The 15,112-nt window shown below is 66.5% G+C and carries 12 protein-coding genes; 11 read left to right on the forward strand and 1 reads right to left on the reverse strand.

The features are described from left to right. Nucleotides 1-80: 80 nt before the first annotated feature. The 7 genes from MQH31_RS01320 (at nucleotide 81) to MQH31_RS01350 (ending at nucleotide 9,974) form a co-directional block, all read left to right on the forward strand. The gene (locus MQH31_RS01320) at nucleotides 81-737 is read left to right on the forward strand and encodes a response regulator transcription factor (RefSeq protein ID WP_243010644.1); all 657 of its coding nucleotides are present in this window, start codon (nucleotides 81-83) and stop codon (nucleotides 735-737) included. Next, nucleotides 734-3,010: a DUF8320 family protein gene (locus MQH31_RS01325; RefSeq protein WP_243010645.1), complete on the forward strand. Its 2,277-nt coding sequence runs from the start codon at nucleotides 734-736 to the stop codon at nucleotides 3,008-3,010. The genes MQH31_RS01320 and MQH31_RS01325 overlap by 4 nt, the downstream gene beginning before the upstream one ends. A 125-nt stretch (nucleotides 3,011-3,135) precedes the next feature. After that, nucleotides 3,136-4,809, forward strand: a complete 1,674-nt coding sequence (locus MQH31_RS01330; protein WP_243010646.1) for a GspE/PulE family protein — start codon at nucleotides 3,136-3,138, stop codon at nucleotides 4,807-4,809. Nucleotides 4,810-4,839: 30 nt separating this feature from the next. Next, the gene (locus tag MQH31_RS01335) at nucleotides 4,840-6,657 is read left to right on the forward strand and encodes a type IV pilus twitching motility protein PilT (RefSeq protein WP_243010647.1); all 1,818 of its coding nucleotides are present in this window, start codon (nucleotides 4,840-4,842) and stop codon (nucleotides 6,655-6,657) included. Further along, entirely contained in the window at nucleotides 6,657-7,886 is a 1,230-nt protein-coding gene (locus tag MQH31_RS01340) for a type II secretion system F family protein (RefSeq protein WP_243010648.1), read from the forward strand. Before MQH31_RS01335 ends, MQH31_RS01340 begins: the two co-directional genes overlap by 1 nt. Before the next feature lie 147 nt (nucleotides 7,887-8,033). After that, the gene (locus MQH31_RS20510; protein ID WP_308196402.1) at nucleotides 8,034-8,474 is read left to right on the forward strand and encodes a type II secretion system protein; all 441 of its coding nucleotides are present in this window, start codon (nucleotides 8,034-8,036) and stop codon (nucleotides 8,472-8,474) included. 141 nt (nucleotides 8,475-8,615) lie between these two features. Next, a complete protein-coding gene (locus tag MQH31_RS01350; protein ID WP_279238314.1) occupies nucleotides 8,616-9,974 on the forward strand; it encodes a type IV pilus modification PilV family protein in 1,359 nt (452 codons plus the stop codon). Nucleotides 9,975-10,083: 109 nt separating this feature from the next. On the opposite strand, the gene MQH31_RS01355 is transcribed toward MQH31_RS01350, so the two are convergent. Then, nucleotides 10,084-10,437, reverse strand: coding sequence for a hypothetical protein (locus MQH31_RS01355; protein ID WP_243010650.1), 354 nt, complete (start codon nucleotides 10,435-10,437; stop codon nucleotides 10,084-10,086). On the opposite strand from MQH31_RS01355, the gene MQH31_RS01360 reads away from it, so the two are divergent. Genes MQH31_RS01360 through MQH31_RS01375 form a run of 4 tightly spaced genes read left to right on the forward strand, consistent with a single transcriptional unit; the run spans nucleotide 10,402 to nucleotide 15,112 of the window. After that, on the forward strand, nucleotides 10,402-12,480 hold the full coding sequence (locus tag MQH31_RS01360) for a hypothetical protein (protein ID WP_243010651.1): 2,079 nt from the start codon (nucleotides 10,402-10,404) through the stop codon (nucleotides 12,478-12,480). The genes MQH31_RS01355 and MQH31_RS01360 overlap by 36 nt on opposite strands. Next, nucleotides 12,480-13,346, forward strand: a complete 867-nt coding sequence (locus MQH31_RS01365) for a prepilin peptidase (protein WP_243010652.1) — start codon at nucleotides 12,480-12,482, stop codon at nucleotides 13,344-13,346. The genes MQH31_RS01360 and MQH31_RS01365 overlap by 1 nt, the downstream gene beginning before the upstream one ends. 54 nt (nucleotides 13,347-13,400) lie before the next feature. After that, on the forward strand, nucleotides 13,401-14,450 hold the full coding sequence (gene pilM / locus MQH31_RS01370; protein WP_243010653.1) for a type IV pilus assembly protein PilM: 1,050 nt from the start codon (nucleotides 13,401-13,403) through the stop codon (nucleotides 14,448-14,450). After that, nucleotides 14,447-15,112 carry a PilN family protein gene (locus tag MQH31_RS01375; RefSeq protein ID WP_243010654.1) on the forward strand — a complete coding sequence of 222 codons (666 nt, stop codon included), beginning with the start codon at nucleotides 14,447-14,449 and terminating at the stop codon, nucleotides 15,110-15,112. Before pilM ends, MQH31_RS01375 begins: the two co-directional genes overlap by 4 nt.

Raw genomic sequence — 15,112 nt, forward strand, 5'->3', positions numbered from 1 at the left:
CGAACGGGGGGAGCCGGTGGCAGAAGAACCTCGGCGGCACCGCATCCGTCGCCCCCACTATCGCTCAACCGAAGGTCGTCGTGCCCACGTATCGCATTGCCTTGATCGACGACCACGAGATCGTCGCGCGCGGTTTCGCCGCCCTCTTCGGGGCGCTTCCCGAGATCCAGGTCGTCGCAACGGTCGCGTCGGTGACCGAGCTGCTCGAATCGACCGCGCACGCCAGCCACCCGGTCGACCTGGTGATCCTCGACCTGCGGCTGTCCGACGATTCGGAGGTCGGCGCCAACGTCGACCGGCTGCGCGCCGCCGGTTCGGCCGTCCTCGCCTTCACCGCGGGCGACGACGCCCTGCTGATGCGCACGGCCGCCCGCAGCGGGGTGCTCGGAGTGGTGCGCAAGTCCGAACCGACCGCCGTGCTGCTCGACGCGGTGCTCCGCGCGGCCTCCGGCGAACCGATCCCCTCGACGGAGTGGGCGGCCGCCCTCGACGGCGACCCCGAGCTCAACGACGCCGGGCTCAGCCCGCGGGAACGCGAGGTGCTCTCCCTCTACGCGGCCGGTGCGAAGGCCCCGCTCGTCGCCGCCCGTACGGGCCTCGCCGAGGCGACCGTGATCGATTACATCCGCAGGGTGCGCTCGAAGTACCAGCGCGTCGGGCGCCCGGCCAACACCAAGATCGACCTGTACAAGCGGGCCCTCGAAGACGGCATCCTGCCGGTCCCCGGCCAGCCGTGAGGCGCGCCCGGCGCCCGCTCGCCGGCCTGACCGCCGCCGAGCGCCTTGCCCGGGTGCTCTACACGTCGATCGGCCCCACCGCGGTGGTGTTCTGCCTCCTCAGCCTGGGTTCCTTCCTCAGCCAGGTCTGGGGGCCGCGACCGATCCCCGCGATCCTGGTCTGGGCTCTCGTCTTCGGGCTGCCGGTCGCGCTCGGGGTGCTGTCCCGGCGGGCGTCCCTTGCCCTGCTGCGCCGCATCGCGCTCGCCGAAGGCGTCGTGTTCCTCGGGATCCTCGTGTTCTGGCTGGTGTTCCGGGCCACCCCTCTTCCGGCCGCAGCGGACATCCCCTGGGCCCTGACCTTCACCGGGGTGCCCGTCCTCGCCGTCGGAGTGGCCACCCGCGACCGTGCCGGCTGGGCGTACCTCGTCGTCGCGTGCACGCTCAGCGGACTCGTCCGGGCCGCGACCACCACGAATCCCCGGCCGATCCTCGTCGGCCTCGAAGACGCCGTCTACTCAATGCTCCTCGTCGGTGTCTTCCTCGGCCTGATGATGGCGGCCCGGCGCAACGCCGTGCGGGTCGACGCTGCGACCGTCGCCACCCGGGCGGACATCGCCGTCGCCGCCGCGGGAGTGGCGCGCAGCCGCGAGCGCGTGGCGATCGTCGCGCTCGTGCACGACAGCGTCATCTCCACCCTGCTGATGGCCGGCCGCGGCGGCATCCCGGCGGCGTCGCTCGCCGAGCATTCGGCCAACACTCTCGTGCGCCTCGACGCGGTCAGGGACCGCGACCCGGGCACGCTCGTGTCCGGACCCGACCTGACCCTCCGGCTCGAAGCCCTCGCCGCGCAGATCACTCCGGACGCCGTCGTCAGCTCCGATCTCGACGGACACTCCGCCGTGACGGCCGCAGCCGCGACAGCGCTGCTCGGCGCCGTGGGAGAGGCCCTGCGCAATTCCCGCGTCGCGGCGGGAGGCGGTCGTGACCGCTCGGTGACCCGCAGCGTCACCGCACGGATGTTCGGCGCGGGCATCCGCATCACCGTCCGTGACGACGGGGTCGGCTTCGATCCCGCCAGCGTCCCGGCCGAGCGTCTCGGCATCGCCCGCAGCATCGTCGACCGGATGCGTCGCATCCCGGGAGGGGCTGCCACGGTCTGGTCGCGGCCGGGCGCGGGCGCCGAGGTCGTCGTCTCCTGGTCGCCGGAGGCCGCAGCGGCGGCCGTGCCGGGAGCCCCGGGAGCCCCGGGATTCCAGGGATCCGCCGGAGCCCCGGGAACAGCAGTGACGCCCGCACCGGTCCCGCTCCTTGTCACCCTGCCTCGGAGCCTCGCGGCGGTCCTCCTCGCCGTCTTCACGGCGGTCCACCTGCTACTCGCCTTCGGCGATCCCGGCCCCGCCGCGGGTCGCCCCCTCACCGCGGCCGGCCTGCTCCTCATCGTCGTCGCCGCGGCGTGGCTCCTGGTCGTCGTCCCCGACCCGATTCCCCGCCGTGCCCCCGTCGCCGTGATCCTGCTCGCCACCGCGGGGGCCGCGCTCGCCTCGGCCGCCGTCGCCCCGGTATCCGCCCAGCCCTTCGCACACTGGCCGTTCGGTGCCGTCACCCTGCTGCTCGTCCTGCTCGCTACCCGTGGGCGGCCCGGTCCGGCCTGGGTCGGCTACGGCCTGCTCGCCGCCGTCGGGCTCGGCTGGGCGCTGCTGAACGGCCTGACCGTCGCCGTCGGCCTCGACCTCGTGATCCGGCACGCCGCCACCCTGCTCGCCGGTGCGGTCTTCGCCGTCGGGCTTACCCGATCGACCCGCGCCCTCGACGTGCTCAACCGGGAGCGCGCCGTGTCGATCGCGGCCGCCGCGAGCGACGTGGCCGCCCTCACCGAGCGGGAATCGGAACTCGCCCGCGTCAACGCCCTCGCCAGGCCGACACTCGAGCGCCTCGCCGGCGGGGAGGACCTCGACCCGCCGCTCCGCTTCGAGTGCCTCATCGTCGAGGCCACCCTGCGCGACGCCATCCGGGCCAGGACGCTCTTCGTCGAGCCCGTGATCACCGCCGCCCGGGCCGCCCGGCTCCGCGGCGTCGACGTGACCCTGCTCGACGACTCCGGCGGCCGGCCGCCCGAGGCGCTGGGCGCGGTCGCAGGCATCATCGCCGGGCAGCTCGATCTGCTCGACTCCGGCCGGCTCACCGCGCGGCTGCTGCCGCCCGGCCGCGACGACGTCGCGTCCCTCGTCATCGACTCCACGGGCAACCGGATGCTGACGGTTTCCCCGGTCGGAGTGCTCCGCACCCCCTGATCGTGGGTCTGTCCCGGGCCCGATTGCGGGGTTAGCGTTGGGCGTTACCAACTTTCCCGGGCGCGGATTGATGTGCTGCGTGCGCTCGCGGTTCTCTGCAGCGTCATCCGGCGGGGGAGGATCGCGTGGCTTCACTGACCGAGATTCTGATCCTGCACGGACTACTGCCGATTGAGAAGCTCGACACCCTGATGGCCGGCGACCCCGCCGACGAAAGCGCCGTGCGCGCCCTCGTCGACTCCGGCGTGATCACCGAGGCCCAGTTCGCCAGGGCGCGCGCCGAGCAGGCCGGCCTCGCCTTCGTCGAACTGATCGACTTCCCCGTCGACCGGCACGCCGTCTCCCTCGTCACCCCGGCGATGTCCCGGCGGCATCAGGTGTTGCCGATCGCGATCGAAGCGGGCCGGCTGGTGCTCGCGATGGTCGACCCCGGCAACGTGTTCGCGATCGACGACGTGCGCGAGTCCGCGCGGATGCGGGTCATCCCCGTCGTCGCGGAGAAGAACGACCTGCTCGCCGCGATCGCCCGCTACCACCGCGCCGACGACGAGCTCAGCAACCTCACCACCACGATGGAGGACGAGCAGGCCACGGTCGAGGCCTCTTCGGCCTTCGGCGTCTCCGACTCCCTCGACGACGATGCCCCGATCGTGCGCTTCGTCAACCTGCTCGTCAGCCAGGCGATCCAGGACAAGGCGTCGGACATCCACATCGAGCCCGCCGAGCACAACCTGCGGGTGCGATACCGCATCGACGGGGTGCTGCACGAGATGCAGCGGGCGCCGAAGAGCATTCAGAACGGCGTCATCTCGCGCCTCAAGATCATGAGCGACATCGACATCGCCGAGCGGCGGAAGCCGCAGGACGGCCGGATGTCGGTCAGCCACGCCGGCCGGCAGATCGACCTCCGTGTCGCGACCCTGCCCACGGTGTGGGGCGAGAAGATCGTCATGCGAATCCTTGACAACTCCTCGACGACGATGGACCTGCACGCCCTCAACCTGCTCGAGCACAACTACGAGGCCTACAAGAAGTCGTACACCAAGCCCTACGGGATGATCCTCATCACCGGCCCGACCGGGTCCGGCAAGTCGACCACCCTGTACACCACCCTGAACTCGGTGGCCCGGCCGGAGATCAACGTGATCACGGTCGAAGACCCGGTCGAGTACCGGATGGCCGACATCAACCAGGTGCAGGTGAATCCGAAGGCGGGGCTCACGTTCGCGAGCGCGCTGCGGTCCATCCTCCGCAGCGACCCTGACGTCGTGCTCCTGGGCGAGATCCGCGACCACGAGACCGCCCAGATCGCCATCGAGGCCTCGCTCACCGGCCACCTCGTGCTCTCGACCCTGCACACCAACGACGCGCCGAGCGCGATCACCCGCCTGACCGAGATGGGCATCGAGCCCTTCCTCGTCGGCTCCGCCCTCGACTGCGTGGTCGCCCAGCGCCTCGCCCGCCGCCTCTGCGACCGCTGCAAGGCCCCCGCCGAGGTCACCGTCGAGCGCCTCAACCAGCTGCGCTTCGGGTTCGACCCGACCCAGCCGCTGCCGGTGCTCTACCAGCCGATCGGCTGCCAGAACTGCTCGAAGACCGGTTACCGAGGCCGGCTCGCCGTGCACGAGGTCATGACGGTCTCCGAGAACATCGAACGGCTCGCCGTCGACCGCGCCTCGAGTGCGGACATCGGCCGGGCCGCCCGGTTGGAGGGAATGATATCCCTCCGTGATGACGGCTGGGAGAAGGTCCGCATGGGCCTGACCTCCATCGAAGAGATTCTGCGAGTTGTTGCATAGCGCTCGTCGCATGCCGAAAGGAAAGAACGCATGGACAAGCCCATTTACGAAATCCCCGCCGTCGAGCCGGGGGAGAACGTCTCCTGGTGGGACCAGATCGCGGCCGGCCCCGCCGAGAGTGCTGCCCTCGAGAAAGCGGATGCCGAGCGCACCGCCGCCGAGCGGGTCGCGGCCGAGCGCACCGCGCGCCTGCAGGCCGCCGTCGACAACGCCGCCGCCGAACGCCGCGGCGCCCAGCTTGACGAGACCGGCGGGCACGGCTTCGAGCGCCGCAGCGCTCGCCGAACCGAATCCGACGTCGTACCGGCGCCGCTTCTGGGATTCGCGGCACCGGCGGCATCCGCCGACGAAGACCTCGACGACGCCGACGTGAGCCAGGCCGAACCGCCCCGCTCCGCGATCGACTACACGCTCCCGCTCCCGGTCGCGGCCCCGTACACGCTCCCGGGTACCCTGCCGATCGGGCCGCCGGCCGGGAAGCCGTTTATCGTTCCCTTCGTCGTGCCCACGTCGACCCCCGAGCAGGATGACCGGCTCGTCTCCGCGCCGGCGCCGACTCGTGCGTACTCCCCGCCTCCGGCGTCTGCCCCGCAGCCCGCGCGTGCGGCCGGCCGCCGCGCCGCGATCCAGGCCGAGCCCGAGCGCCACCTCGAGTCCGAGCGCCCGCACGCCCCCGTGCACATCGGCCCCGACGGCCGCCCGGCCGACCAGGACCTGATCGACGCCCTCCACCTCGTGCTCGAGCTCGAGGCCTCCGACCTGCACATCACCGTCGGCGCCCCGCCCACCATCCGCATCGACGGCGCCCTGCGGCCCATCGAGGGCCTCCCCGTCTGGCTGCCGGACAAGGTCAATGCTGCGCTCCACAGCATCATCTCGCCCGCAGACCTCGAACGCTTCGAAGACGACCGCGAGCTCGACTTCGCATACACCGCGGCCGGCGCCCGGTTCCGGGTGAACTTCTACCACCAGCGCAACTCGATCGGCGCCGCCTTCCGGCTCATCCCGCGCGAGATCAAGCCGCTCAAGGAACTCGGCGTGCCCGAATCCGTCGGCCGGTTCTCGCTCCTGCCCCGCGGCCTCGTCCTGGTCACCGGGCCCACCGGTTCCGGTAAGTCCACGACCCTCGCCGCGATGGTCGACCTCGCCAACAGCACGAGGCCCGACCACATCGTCACCGTCGAGGACCCGATCGAGTTCCTGCACAAGCACAAGAAGTCGCTCGTCAACCAGCGCGAGGTCGGTCACGACACGAAGAGCTTCGCCGCCGCCCTCAAGCACGTGCTGCGCCAGGACCCCGACATCATCCTGATCGGCGAGCTCCGCGACCTCGAGACCATCTCGGTGGCCCTGACCGCCGCCGAAACCGGCCACCTCGTCTTCGCGACCCTGCACACCCAGGATGCCGCCCAGACGATCGACCGCATGATCGACGTGTTCCCGCCGCACCAGCAGGGCCAGATCCGCACCCAGCTCGCCGCGACCCTGCGCGGCGTGGTCTGCCAGACCCTCGTCAAGCGCGCCAACCAGCGGGGCCGCGTGGTCGCGACCGAGATCCTCGTGACGACTCCCGCCATCGCCAACCTCATCCGCGAGGGCAAGACCCACCAGATCACCTCGATGATGCAGGCCGGTGGGTCCGAAGGCATGCACACAATGGACCAGCACCTCGCCGACCTCGTCGACTCCGGCCAGATCACCCGCCAGGCAGCCCTGGACAAGGCCCACGACGTGGAGAGCCTGCAGCAGCTGATCAAGCGGGCCGACACGACGACCGACGACTCATCCCGCACGATGGGCGGCGGTGGCGTCGACTACGGCGACACCTACTCCATCCCGCAGCGCTGATGTCGACCGCACAAGCCTGGGCCTACGTCGGCCGCGACAACAACGGCAAGACCGTCAAGGGCAAGCTGGATGCCTCGAGCGAGGGTGCTGTGGCCTCTCGCCTCGGAGCGATGGGCATCTCGCCGATTTCGATCAAGGAATCGGCCGAGGGCACCGGTCTGAACCGCGAGATCACCATCCCGGGATTCACGAAGGGCGTCGGCCTCAAAGACCTCGCGATCATGAGCCGCCAGATGGCGACAATGATCGGCTCGGGCCTGTCGCTCCTGCGCACCCTCAACATCCTGGCCGAGCAGACCGAGAGCAAGCCGCTCGCGAAGATTCTCAAGCAGGTGCGTGACGATGTGGAGACCGGGGTCTCGATCTCGGAGTCGTTCGCAAAGCACGGCCGAGACTTTCCGCCGATCATGATCAACATGGTGCGGGCGGGGGAGACCGGCGGTTTCCTGGACCGGGCCCTCGAGTCGATCGCGGCGAACTTCGAGAAGGAGGTCAAGCTGCGGGGGACGATCAAGTCGGCGCTGACCTATCCGGTGATCGTGCTGATCATGTCGCTCGTTTCGGTGCTGATCATGCTCATCTTCATCGTGCCGATCTTCGACGATATGTTCAAGGGCCTGGGGGGAGGGCTCCCGCTCCCTACCCAGATTCTCGTCAACCTCTCGCATTCGATGATCTTTGTCGTACCCGTTCTCGTCGTGGCCGGTGTCGCGTTCAGTATCTGGTGGGGTCGGAACAAGAACACCGAGCAGGTTCGGCGATTCCGGGACCCGATTATGCTCAAGCTGCCGGTCTTCGGCAGTCTGCTCAAGAAGATCGCCGTTGCCCGGTTCAGCCGCAATTTCGCGAACATGATCGGTGCCGGCGTACCGATCCTGCAGGCGCTCAAGATCGTCGGCGAGACCTCGGGCAACTGGGTGATCGAGAACGCGCTCGTCAAGGTCGCCGAATCCGTGCGCCAGGGCCAGTCCATCTCGGCCCCGCTCCTCGCCCAGCCGGTCTTCCCGCCGATGGTCACCCAGATGATCGCGGTCGGCGAGGACGCCGGCTCGCTCGAGACGATGCTGAACAAGATCGCCGACTTCTACGACCAGGAGGTCGAGTCGTCGACCGAGCAGCTCACCGCCGCGATCGAACCTCTCATGATCGCCTTCCTCGGCGTCGTGATCGGCGGGATGGTCATCGCCTTATACATGCCGATCTTCAGTCTCGCCGGCGCCATCAAATAGGCATGCCGCCTCTCGCCCTACTACTGGGGGTGCGATTGGATGCAATACCCCTCATTCATGGGTCGCCGCTGAAAGGGACCTGCAAATACGCTTGGAGTCCAATCGGGCCCGATGGCCGGTTCCACACCTAACTGAACGGATCTCACAGTGGTCACTCGCGCGCTCAACGCCCTCAACCTCCGCCGCAAGAAGCTCGACGAGAACGAAAAGGGCTTCACCCTGATCGAGCTCCTCGTCGTCGTCATCATCATCGGCATCCTCGCCGCGATCGCCGTCCCGGTCTACCTCGGTGTTCAGAGCAATGCAAAAGACTCCGCAGTCAAGGCCGACCTTGACAATCTCAAGACCGCCGCAATTGCGTTCCAGACCAGCAACGCTACTCAGGCCATGCCAACTTCGGTTACCGACCTTGCCGCAACCGTGACCCCGAGCGCATCCAACTACACAGCCGGTAAGGAGCCCAAGCTCACCTCTTCTGGCGTCGGATCAGCTGCGACTTTCAAGATTGTGGCGGAAGGTTCCAACGGCAACTGGTGGAAGGTTACGGACAAGACGACCGTGTCTGTCGCCCTTCCTGCCGACTACTAAGCCAAGCGACTGAAGTTCCGAAAGAGTGGAGTGCTCATTGCGCTCCACTCTTTCGGGTGATGGCGGCACTAGTCGTCGATCTTCTTCCACACCCGCCGAAGTGCGGACGAATTCGCGAACCGACGACGGGAATGGTGAGCTTTGGAACCGAACAGCTCCCCAAGAGAGCCGCTGCATTCGGAAGCTGGCCTCTCCCTCATCGAGATCATGGTCGCCATGATGATCTTCGCAATGATTGCCCTCGGCGTCGGCTACGGGATGGTCAGCACGCTCGTACTTTCCCGGGACAGCGCATCGCGCGAGACAGCGGCCGGCATTGCATCGTCCGAAATCGACGCCGCTCGGGCAAAAGGCAATCCCTTTGCCGTGCTGGACGTCCCCGCTCACACTGTCACTACGGCGGCAACGGAGAACTTTATAGTCAGTCTCAGTACCGCATGGGTCACGCCCACAGGAGCGGCTTCGACCTGCGGAACCGGTGGCGGTGCACTGCAGTACAAGCGTGTCACGGTCACTGTCACCTGGCCGAACATTCGGCCGACCTCGCGACCCGTCGTCGTAGACACCCTCCTTGCTCCGAGCACAAGAATCAACGATCCCACCAAGGGCACCCTCCTCATCTCGGTCAAGAACGCGCGCGGCCTCGGCCAGCCAGGGGTGACCTTCACGGCTACGCCAGCGACGGGGGCGGCCCTGGTGACCACGCCGACCGATGCCGACGGATGTGCATTCCTGCTCCAGGCCGCACCGGGTGACTATGCGGTCAAACTCACGACAACCGGCATGGTTGACTCGCGCCTCCAGGAAACAAACCCGTCGGTCACGCATACTGTCGCCGCGGGATCGAGTGCTTCGTACTCCTTCCAATTCGACAAGGCAGTGCGGTTCACTCTCACTTATGCCTCCAACATCGCGGCGCCCCTCCCGAATATTCCGACCAATCTCGACTACACGTTCATCAACAACGTCGGCAACTGGGTGTTGCCGGCAACGAGCAGCCATGTCGACCTTCACCCATTCACGGTCGGCTACCAGGCGTTTGCGGGCAAGTTGTCGGCAACAGGCTGTTCTTCCGTGGACCCGGGAGACTGGGCGCCCGACACTAGTGTCACGCCGGCACGGGTCTCAGCCCGCCAACCGATCGCCGCGCCCCTCCCGGGTGAGTCCGTCACCGTCAACGTGCCAATGGGCGGGGCCATAGTCACCGGGGGCGCTACGGGAGGATGGCTCACCGCAGTGTCCGATCCGGCAACCCCGGTCGCTGGTGAGCATTCCTGCCTTGCGTCGCCAACCACGACGATGACCTATACCTTCGGCAACATCGTTCCGTCGTCGGGCTCCGTGCGCATCGCGCTTCCCTTCGGTTCCTGGCGGCTCTTCACGAGCGCCAGCAGCACCGGAGCGCTGACTGAGCTGCCTCGGACGCGAGTACCGTCGCTTCTGACAAATGGCCTACTGGTACCAAGCGCCGCCAGCCTGTTCGTCCTGGACCCGCGATGATGCCGCGCGAAACTCGCTCTCGGCCACTGGCGGAATCGGGAATCACCCTCGTCGAGCTCCTCGTGAGCATGATGCTCCTGGGCCTGATCCTTGCAATGGCCTCCGGGCTCTATTCAAGCGTCGTCCGTTCCGTGTCAATCAGCAGGTCAATAGACAGCAGCACCCGGGTGGCATCGACTGCAGCGAACGAACTCAGCCAGGTGATCCGCTTCGGCACGCCCCTGAAAGTGGCCGGATCGAGTATCGCCGCACCGGTATTCAGCTTCGCGGGTCGGGAAAGCCTGGTGCTCTTCAGCAATACCGATGTCAACGCCCTAGCCAGTGTCGCCGTGTTGCCGTCCAAGCCCACGATGATTCGGTTCTCGATCGATCCCACGAGCCGCGCCTTGATCGAGAGCCGGTGGACGGCGACGGCCTCCGGATCCGCATGGGTATTCGCCGCGACGACGACGCTCCCGAACACGAGCCTCAATCTCGGTACAACGTTCATCGACCCCGGCGTGGACACACCGCTCTTCAGCTACCTCGACAGCGGTGGCAGTGCGATTGCCGTGCCGGCCACAGGAAGTATGAGCGCGGCCGACTGTGCCCGCATTTCATCCGTCCGACTCACGGTCCGAGTCCAAGGAAGCGGCGGCGCGGCCGCTGCGCCCGTCGTCATCGAAAAAACGGTCGAGGTGGTCTCGTGATCGCGCTGACAAACAAGCTCGTCACCCGGTTCCGTCGCGACGAAAGCGGTGTCGCCCTGGTTGCCGTCATCGGCCTGGCGCTCGTGATGCTCCTCCTGACCGCCACCGCACTCAGTTTCACCGCGAGCGGCACCGTCAAGGCACGCAACGATCAGGACGGAACCGCCGCACTGGCGGCGGCATACGCCGGTGTCGACGAGTACGCCAGTCGGTTGTCCAACGACAGCACGTACGTGAAATTCGGGAATCCGGCAGCGCCGTTCACCATCGGTACCGGAAGCGTGACCACTGTCTCGATGCCCACGTCCGGTAACGAAAACCCTGCGTTCGGCGTCGGAACCGCGGGCACCTGGGGTACCGTCGCGGGCGCATCCGGCCGGGCATCGTTCCGCTACGAGATCGACAACTCCCTCTATTCCTCGTCCGGGATTGTGCGTGTTCGTTCAACGGGCATGGTCGGTAGTTCGACGCGCAGCGTGGTGGCGAATCTGAAGCAGAAGGGCTTCATCGACTTCCTCTATTTCACGAACTATGAATTCATGGACCCGCAAATCACGGGAAGCATCACCTGCACAGACCCGGCGAGCGTTCGTTACGCCCCTCACGACTCGCACTGCACGGAGATTCAATTCGCGGACGGCGACGTCCTGGATGGGCCGGTGCATTCCAATGACCAGATGCGTATCTGTGGATCCAAGTTCCTCCAGGGCGTCACAACAAGCAGCACACTGACCCCGAACTACAAGAACACGTGCCCGGGAACGCCGATCGTATTCGGTACGGGCACGCCTGCGCCGACGGGTCCCGTGTGGGCTCCGGCTATCGATATGCCGCCGACGAACGCGTCAATGCCCAACGAGACTCGCGCCGACCTACCGGCCGATGTCCCGCGACCCGGGTGCATGTACACCGGACCGACCACGATCACCTTCGACGCGACTGGGCACATGCGCGTCATCTCTCCGTGGACGAAATTCACGAGGCCGTCGTTCACGGCGGGAATTACGAGCAAGAACCCCATCGAGTGCGGTGACCTGGCCGCTTTGAATTCACCTGCGGGTGCGTCCGTGACGGTTCCGGACCAGAACCTGATTTTCGTTCAAACCGTTTCGTCCACGGCAACCGATCCGAACTACTGGGCGCCGGGAGTTAAGCCCGCTAGCGTCACCTGCACCGGCAGCGGAGGAGACCAGGGCTGGACCTACGGTTCTCCGGTTGCTCTGCGATACCCGGTGGCGACCGAGGATAGTCCACCGACATCCACATCTGCCCTTCCGGCCTACCAATGCAGGACGGGTGACGCGTTTGTGAAGGGGGTCGTCAAAGGGGCGGTCACGGTTGCAACGGACAACTTCATTTACGTCACAGGCAACCTCACTTACAACGACGCAGCCTTCGACGTTCTCGGACTCGTCGCGCAAAACGCTGTGTGGGTGTGGAACCCGATGAATTGCCCGGCCTACGGCGGTCGCCCGGCCTGTACCGAAGTGACCACGGCCAACGGAGGCGCACCTCTCGGTAACAGGGAAATCGACGCTGCGATCCTGTCGATCAATCACACGTTCCAGGTGCAGAACTACGACACCGGTGGCAGCCACGGCACATTGACTGTCCTGGGAGCTATTGCGCAGAAGTTCCGCGGGACCGTCGGTACCGGCGCCGGCGACACGGGCTTTCTGAAGAACTACAAGTACGACAGCCGACTGCACGGGGCAGCGCCGCCCAAGTTCCTGGCTCCGACATCGACGACCTACGGCGTCACCCAGTACATCGACGTCGCGACGGCCTTCGCAGCGGACGGATCGGCTCTTCCGTGATGGCCGTTCTTGCCCCTGAATTGCTCCCCGTCATCGTCGTCTTGTGCGTCGTCGTCGGTCTCGTGGTGGGGTCGTTTCTCAACGTCGTGATCTATCGGGTTCCGGCCGGTCTCTCGATCGTGTCACCGCCGAGCGCGTGTCCGCGCTGCGGGGCTCCGATCCTGCGCCGGGACAACATTCCGGTGCTCTCCTGGTTGATCCTGCGTGGCAAGTGCCGCAACTGTCGTACCAGTATTTCGGTGCGGTATCCGCTCGTGGAAACGGGAACAGCCGTCGCCTTCGCCCTGGTTGCCGTATACGTGTGGTCTGGCCCGTACGCGGCCCAGGTCGGATCCGGCAGTGCTGGTTTCGCTTGGGTCCCTGCGGTGCTCGTCTTGGTGGCGTTTCTGTACTTGGCGGCGGTGAGTATCGCGCTCGCCCTGATCGATCTCGATACTCATCGGCTGCCTAACCCGATCGTGCTGCCGAGCTACCTGGTCGGGGCAGGACTGCTCGGAGCCGCATCCATAGTGACGGGCGACTACGCCGCGCTGATCCGCGCCGGCATCGGTCTCGCCATCCTCTGGGTCTTGTATTTGATCATGGCGCTCGCTTATCCAGGCGGCATGGGTTTCGGCGACGTCAAACTGGCCGGTGTTCTCGGACTCTTCCTCGGTTACCTCGGCTGGGGGCCGCTTGCTGTCGGTGCGTTCGCGGCGTTCCTGCTGGGAGGGGTCTTCGCGATCGGGCTTGTGCTCACCCGCCGCGCCACCCGGAAGAGCGGTATCCCGTTTGGGCCCTGGATGCTGGCTGGCGCATGGGTCGGAGTCTTCTGGGGAAGTCAATTGTGGAACAGCTACCTGAGCTTCATCGGCATCATCCAGTGACGGAACGCGGCCTCGCCGCAATCAGCATCGTCCAATCAGTAGGGGAATGACAACGTGACAACAAGCGTCGTGGGCATAGACATCGGCTGCTCGGTTCTGCGAGCCGTCGAAGTGAGCGACCCGCAGTCGGCAAAACCGATGCTGCTCCGCTATAGCCAGATCGGTCTGCCGGAGGGTGCGGTCGACAGTGGCGAGGTCATTGAACCGAACACCGTCGCAGCAGCGCTCAAGCAACTCTGGTCGTCCGGGGGATTCAAATCCAGGAACGTCGTGCTCGGCATGGGTAACCAACGGGTGCTCGCCCGCGATCTGAGCGTCCCGAAGATGTCGCTCGCCCGCATCCGCGAGACCTTGCCTTTCGAAGTGCAGGAAATGCTCCCTATCCCCGTTACCGAAGCCTTGCTCGACTTCTACCCGATCTCGGAATCCGAGGGGGAGAACGGGCCGGTCATCAACGGACTCTTGATCGCGGCAGTCAAGTCGGCTGTGCTTGCGAACGTCAAGGCGACTCAGCTCGCGGGACTGACGACTGTCGACGTGGACTTGATCCCCTTTGCCTTGAGCCGCATTCTCGTCAGCAGACCGGGCATCGCCGGCACGGTCGCGTTGGTCGACATCGGCGGCAGCACCACGAGCGTCGTCATCGCCACGAACGGAGTTCCGCAGTTCGTGCGAATTATCGCCACCGGCGGCGATGACATATCGCGAGCGCTGCAGGACGAACTCAAATCGGCTCCCGAACCGGCCGAAGCGGCCAAGCGCGGTCTCGGCCTGGCCACTGGAACGGTGCCGGAGGCGGACAAACGTGCTGTGGAAGTCATCTACAAGATCGCGAGCGAACAGTTGACGAGCCTCCGCAACACCATCAGCTATTTCGTCAATACCCGGCCGACGAACCCGGTGGGACAGATCGTCCTCAGCGGTCGCGGCGCCCAGCTGCGCGGGCTGCCCGAGGCGCTCGCCGAGATGACGAGAATGCCGGTGATCGTCGGAGACCCGTTCGCGACCGTCGGTCTCGCGCGGGACATCGACGCAAACGACCTTCGGCTCAGCGGCTCAACGTATGCCGTGGCGCTGGGCCTCGCCCTGGGAAGTGCAGCATGAGCCGCACGAGCAAGGCCGAGGTGCTTATCGTGGGCGGTGTTCCCCGCGTCGACCTCCTTCCCCCGGAGATCTACAAGGAGCGTGCTGCTGCCGTCATCCGGCGGCGCCTGCTGATCGGTGTCTTCGGCGTGATCGCAATCATGGCCGTCGGCACCGGCGCCTCGACGGTGCTTGCGCTCCAGGCCCAGGGCCAGCTGGCTGACGAACAGGCACGCACGTCGAGTCTTCTGGCCGAGCAGACGAAATATGTCGAGGTCCGGTCCGTGCAGGCCAATGTCACCCTCGTTCAGGCCGCCCAGCAGGTGGGGGTGTCCACGGAGATCGACTGGAAGAAGTACCTCGACAGCGTGCAGGCCACACTGCCGTCGACCGTCTATATCGACACCGTGACCCTGGACTTCGCCTCCCCGATCTTTGCCTATGCGCAGCCCACAGCGCCGCTGCAGGGCGCCCGGGTCGGTACCGTCACGTTTTCGGCGAAGAGCGCGGTGTTGCCGGATGTCCCCACCTGGCTCAATGCCCTCGCCACTCTCCCGGGATTCGCCGACGCCCTGCCCGGTAGCGTCACCCTCGATGAGACGACGAAGATCTACACCGTGGAGATCACCATGCACGTGAACGATGCCGCATACGCCAAGCGCTTCACTACTGCGGGGAAATGA

The sequence above is a fragment of the Cryobacterium zhongshanensis genome, from assembly GCF_022760445.1.
Taxonomy (GTDB): Bacteria; Actinomycetota; Actinomycetes; order Actinomycetales; family Microbacteriaceae; genus Cryobacterium; species Cryobacterium algoricola.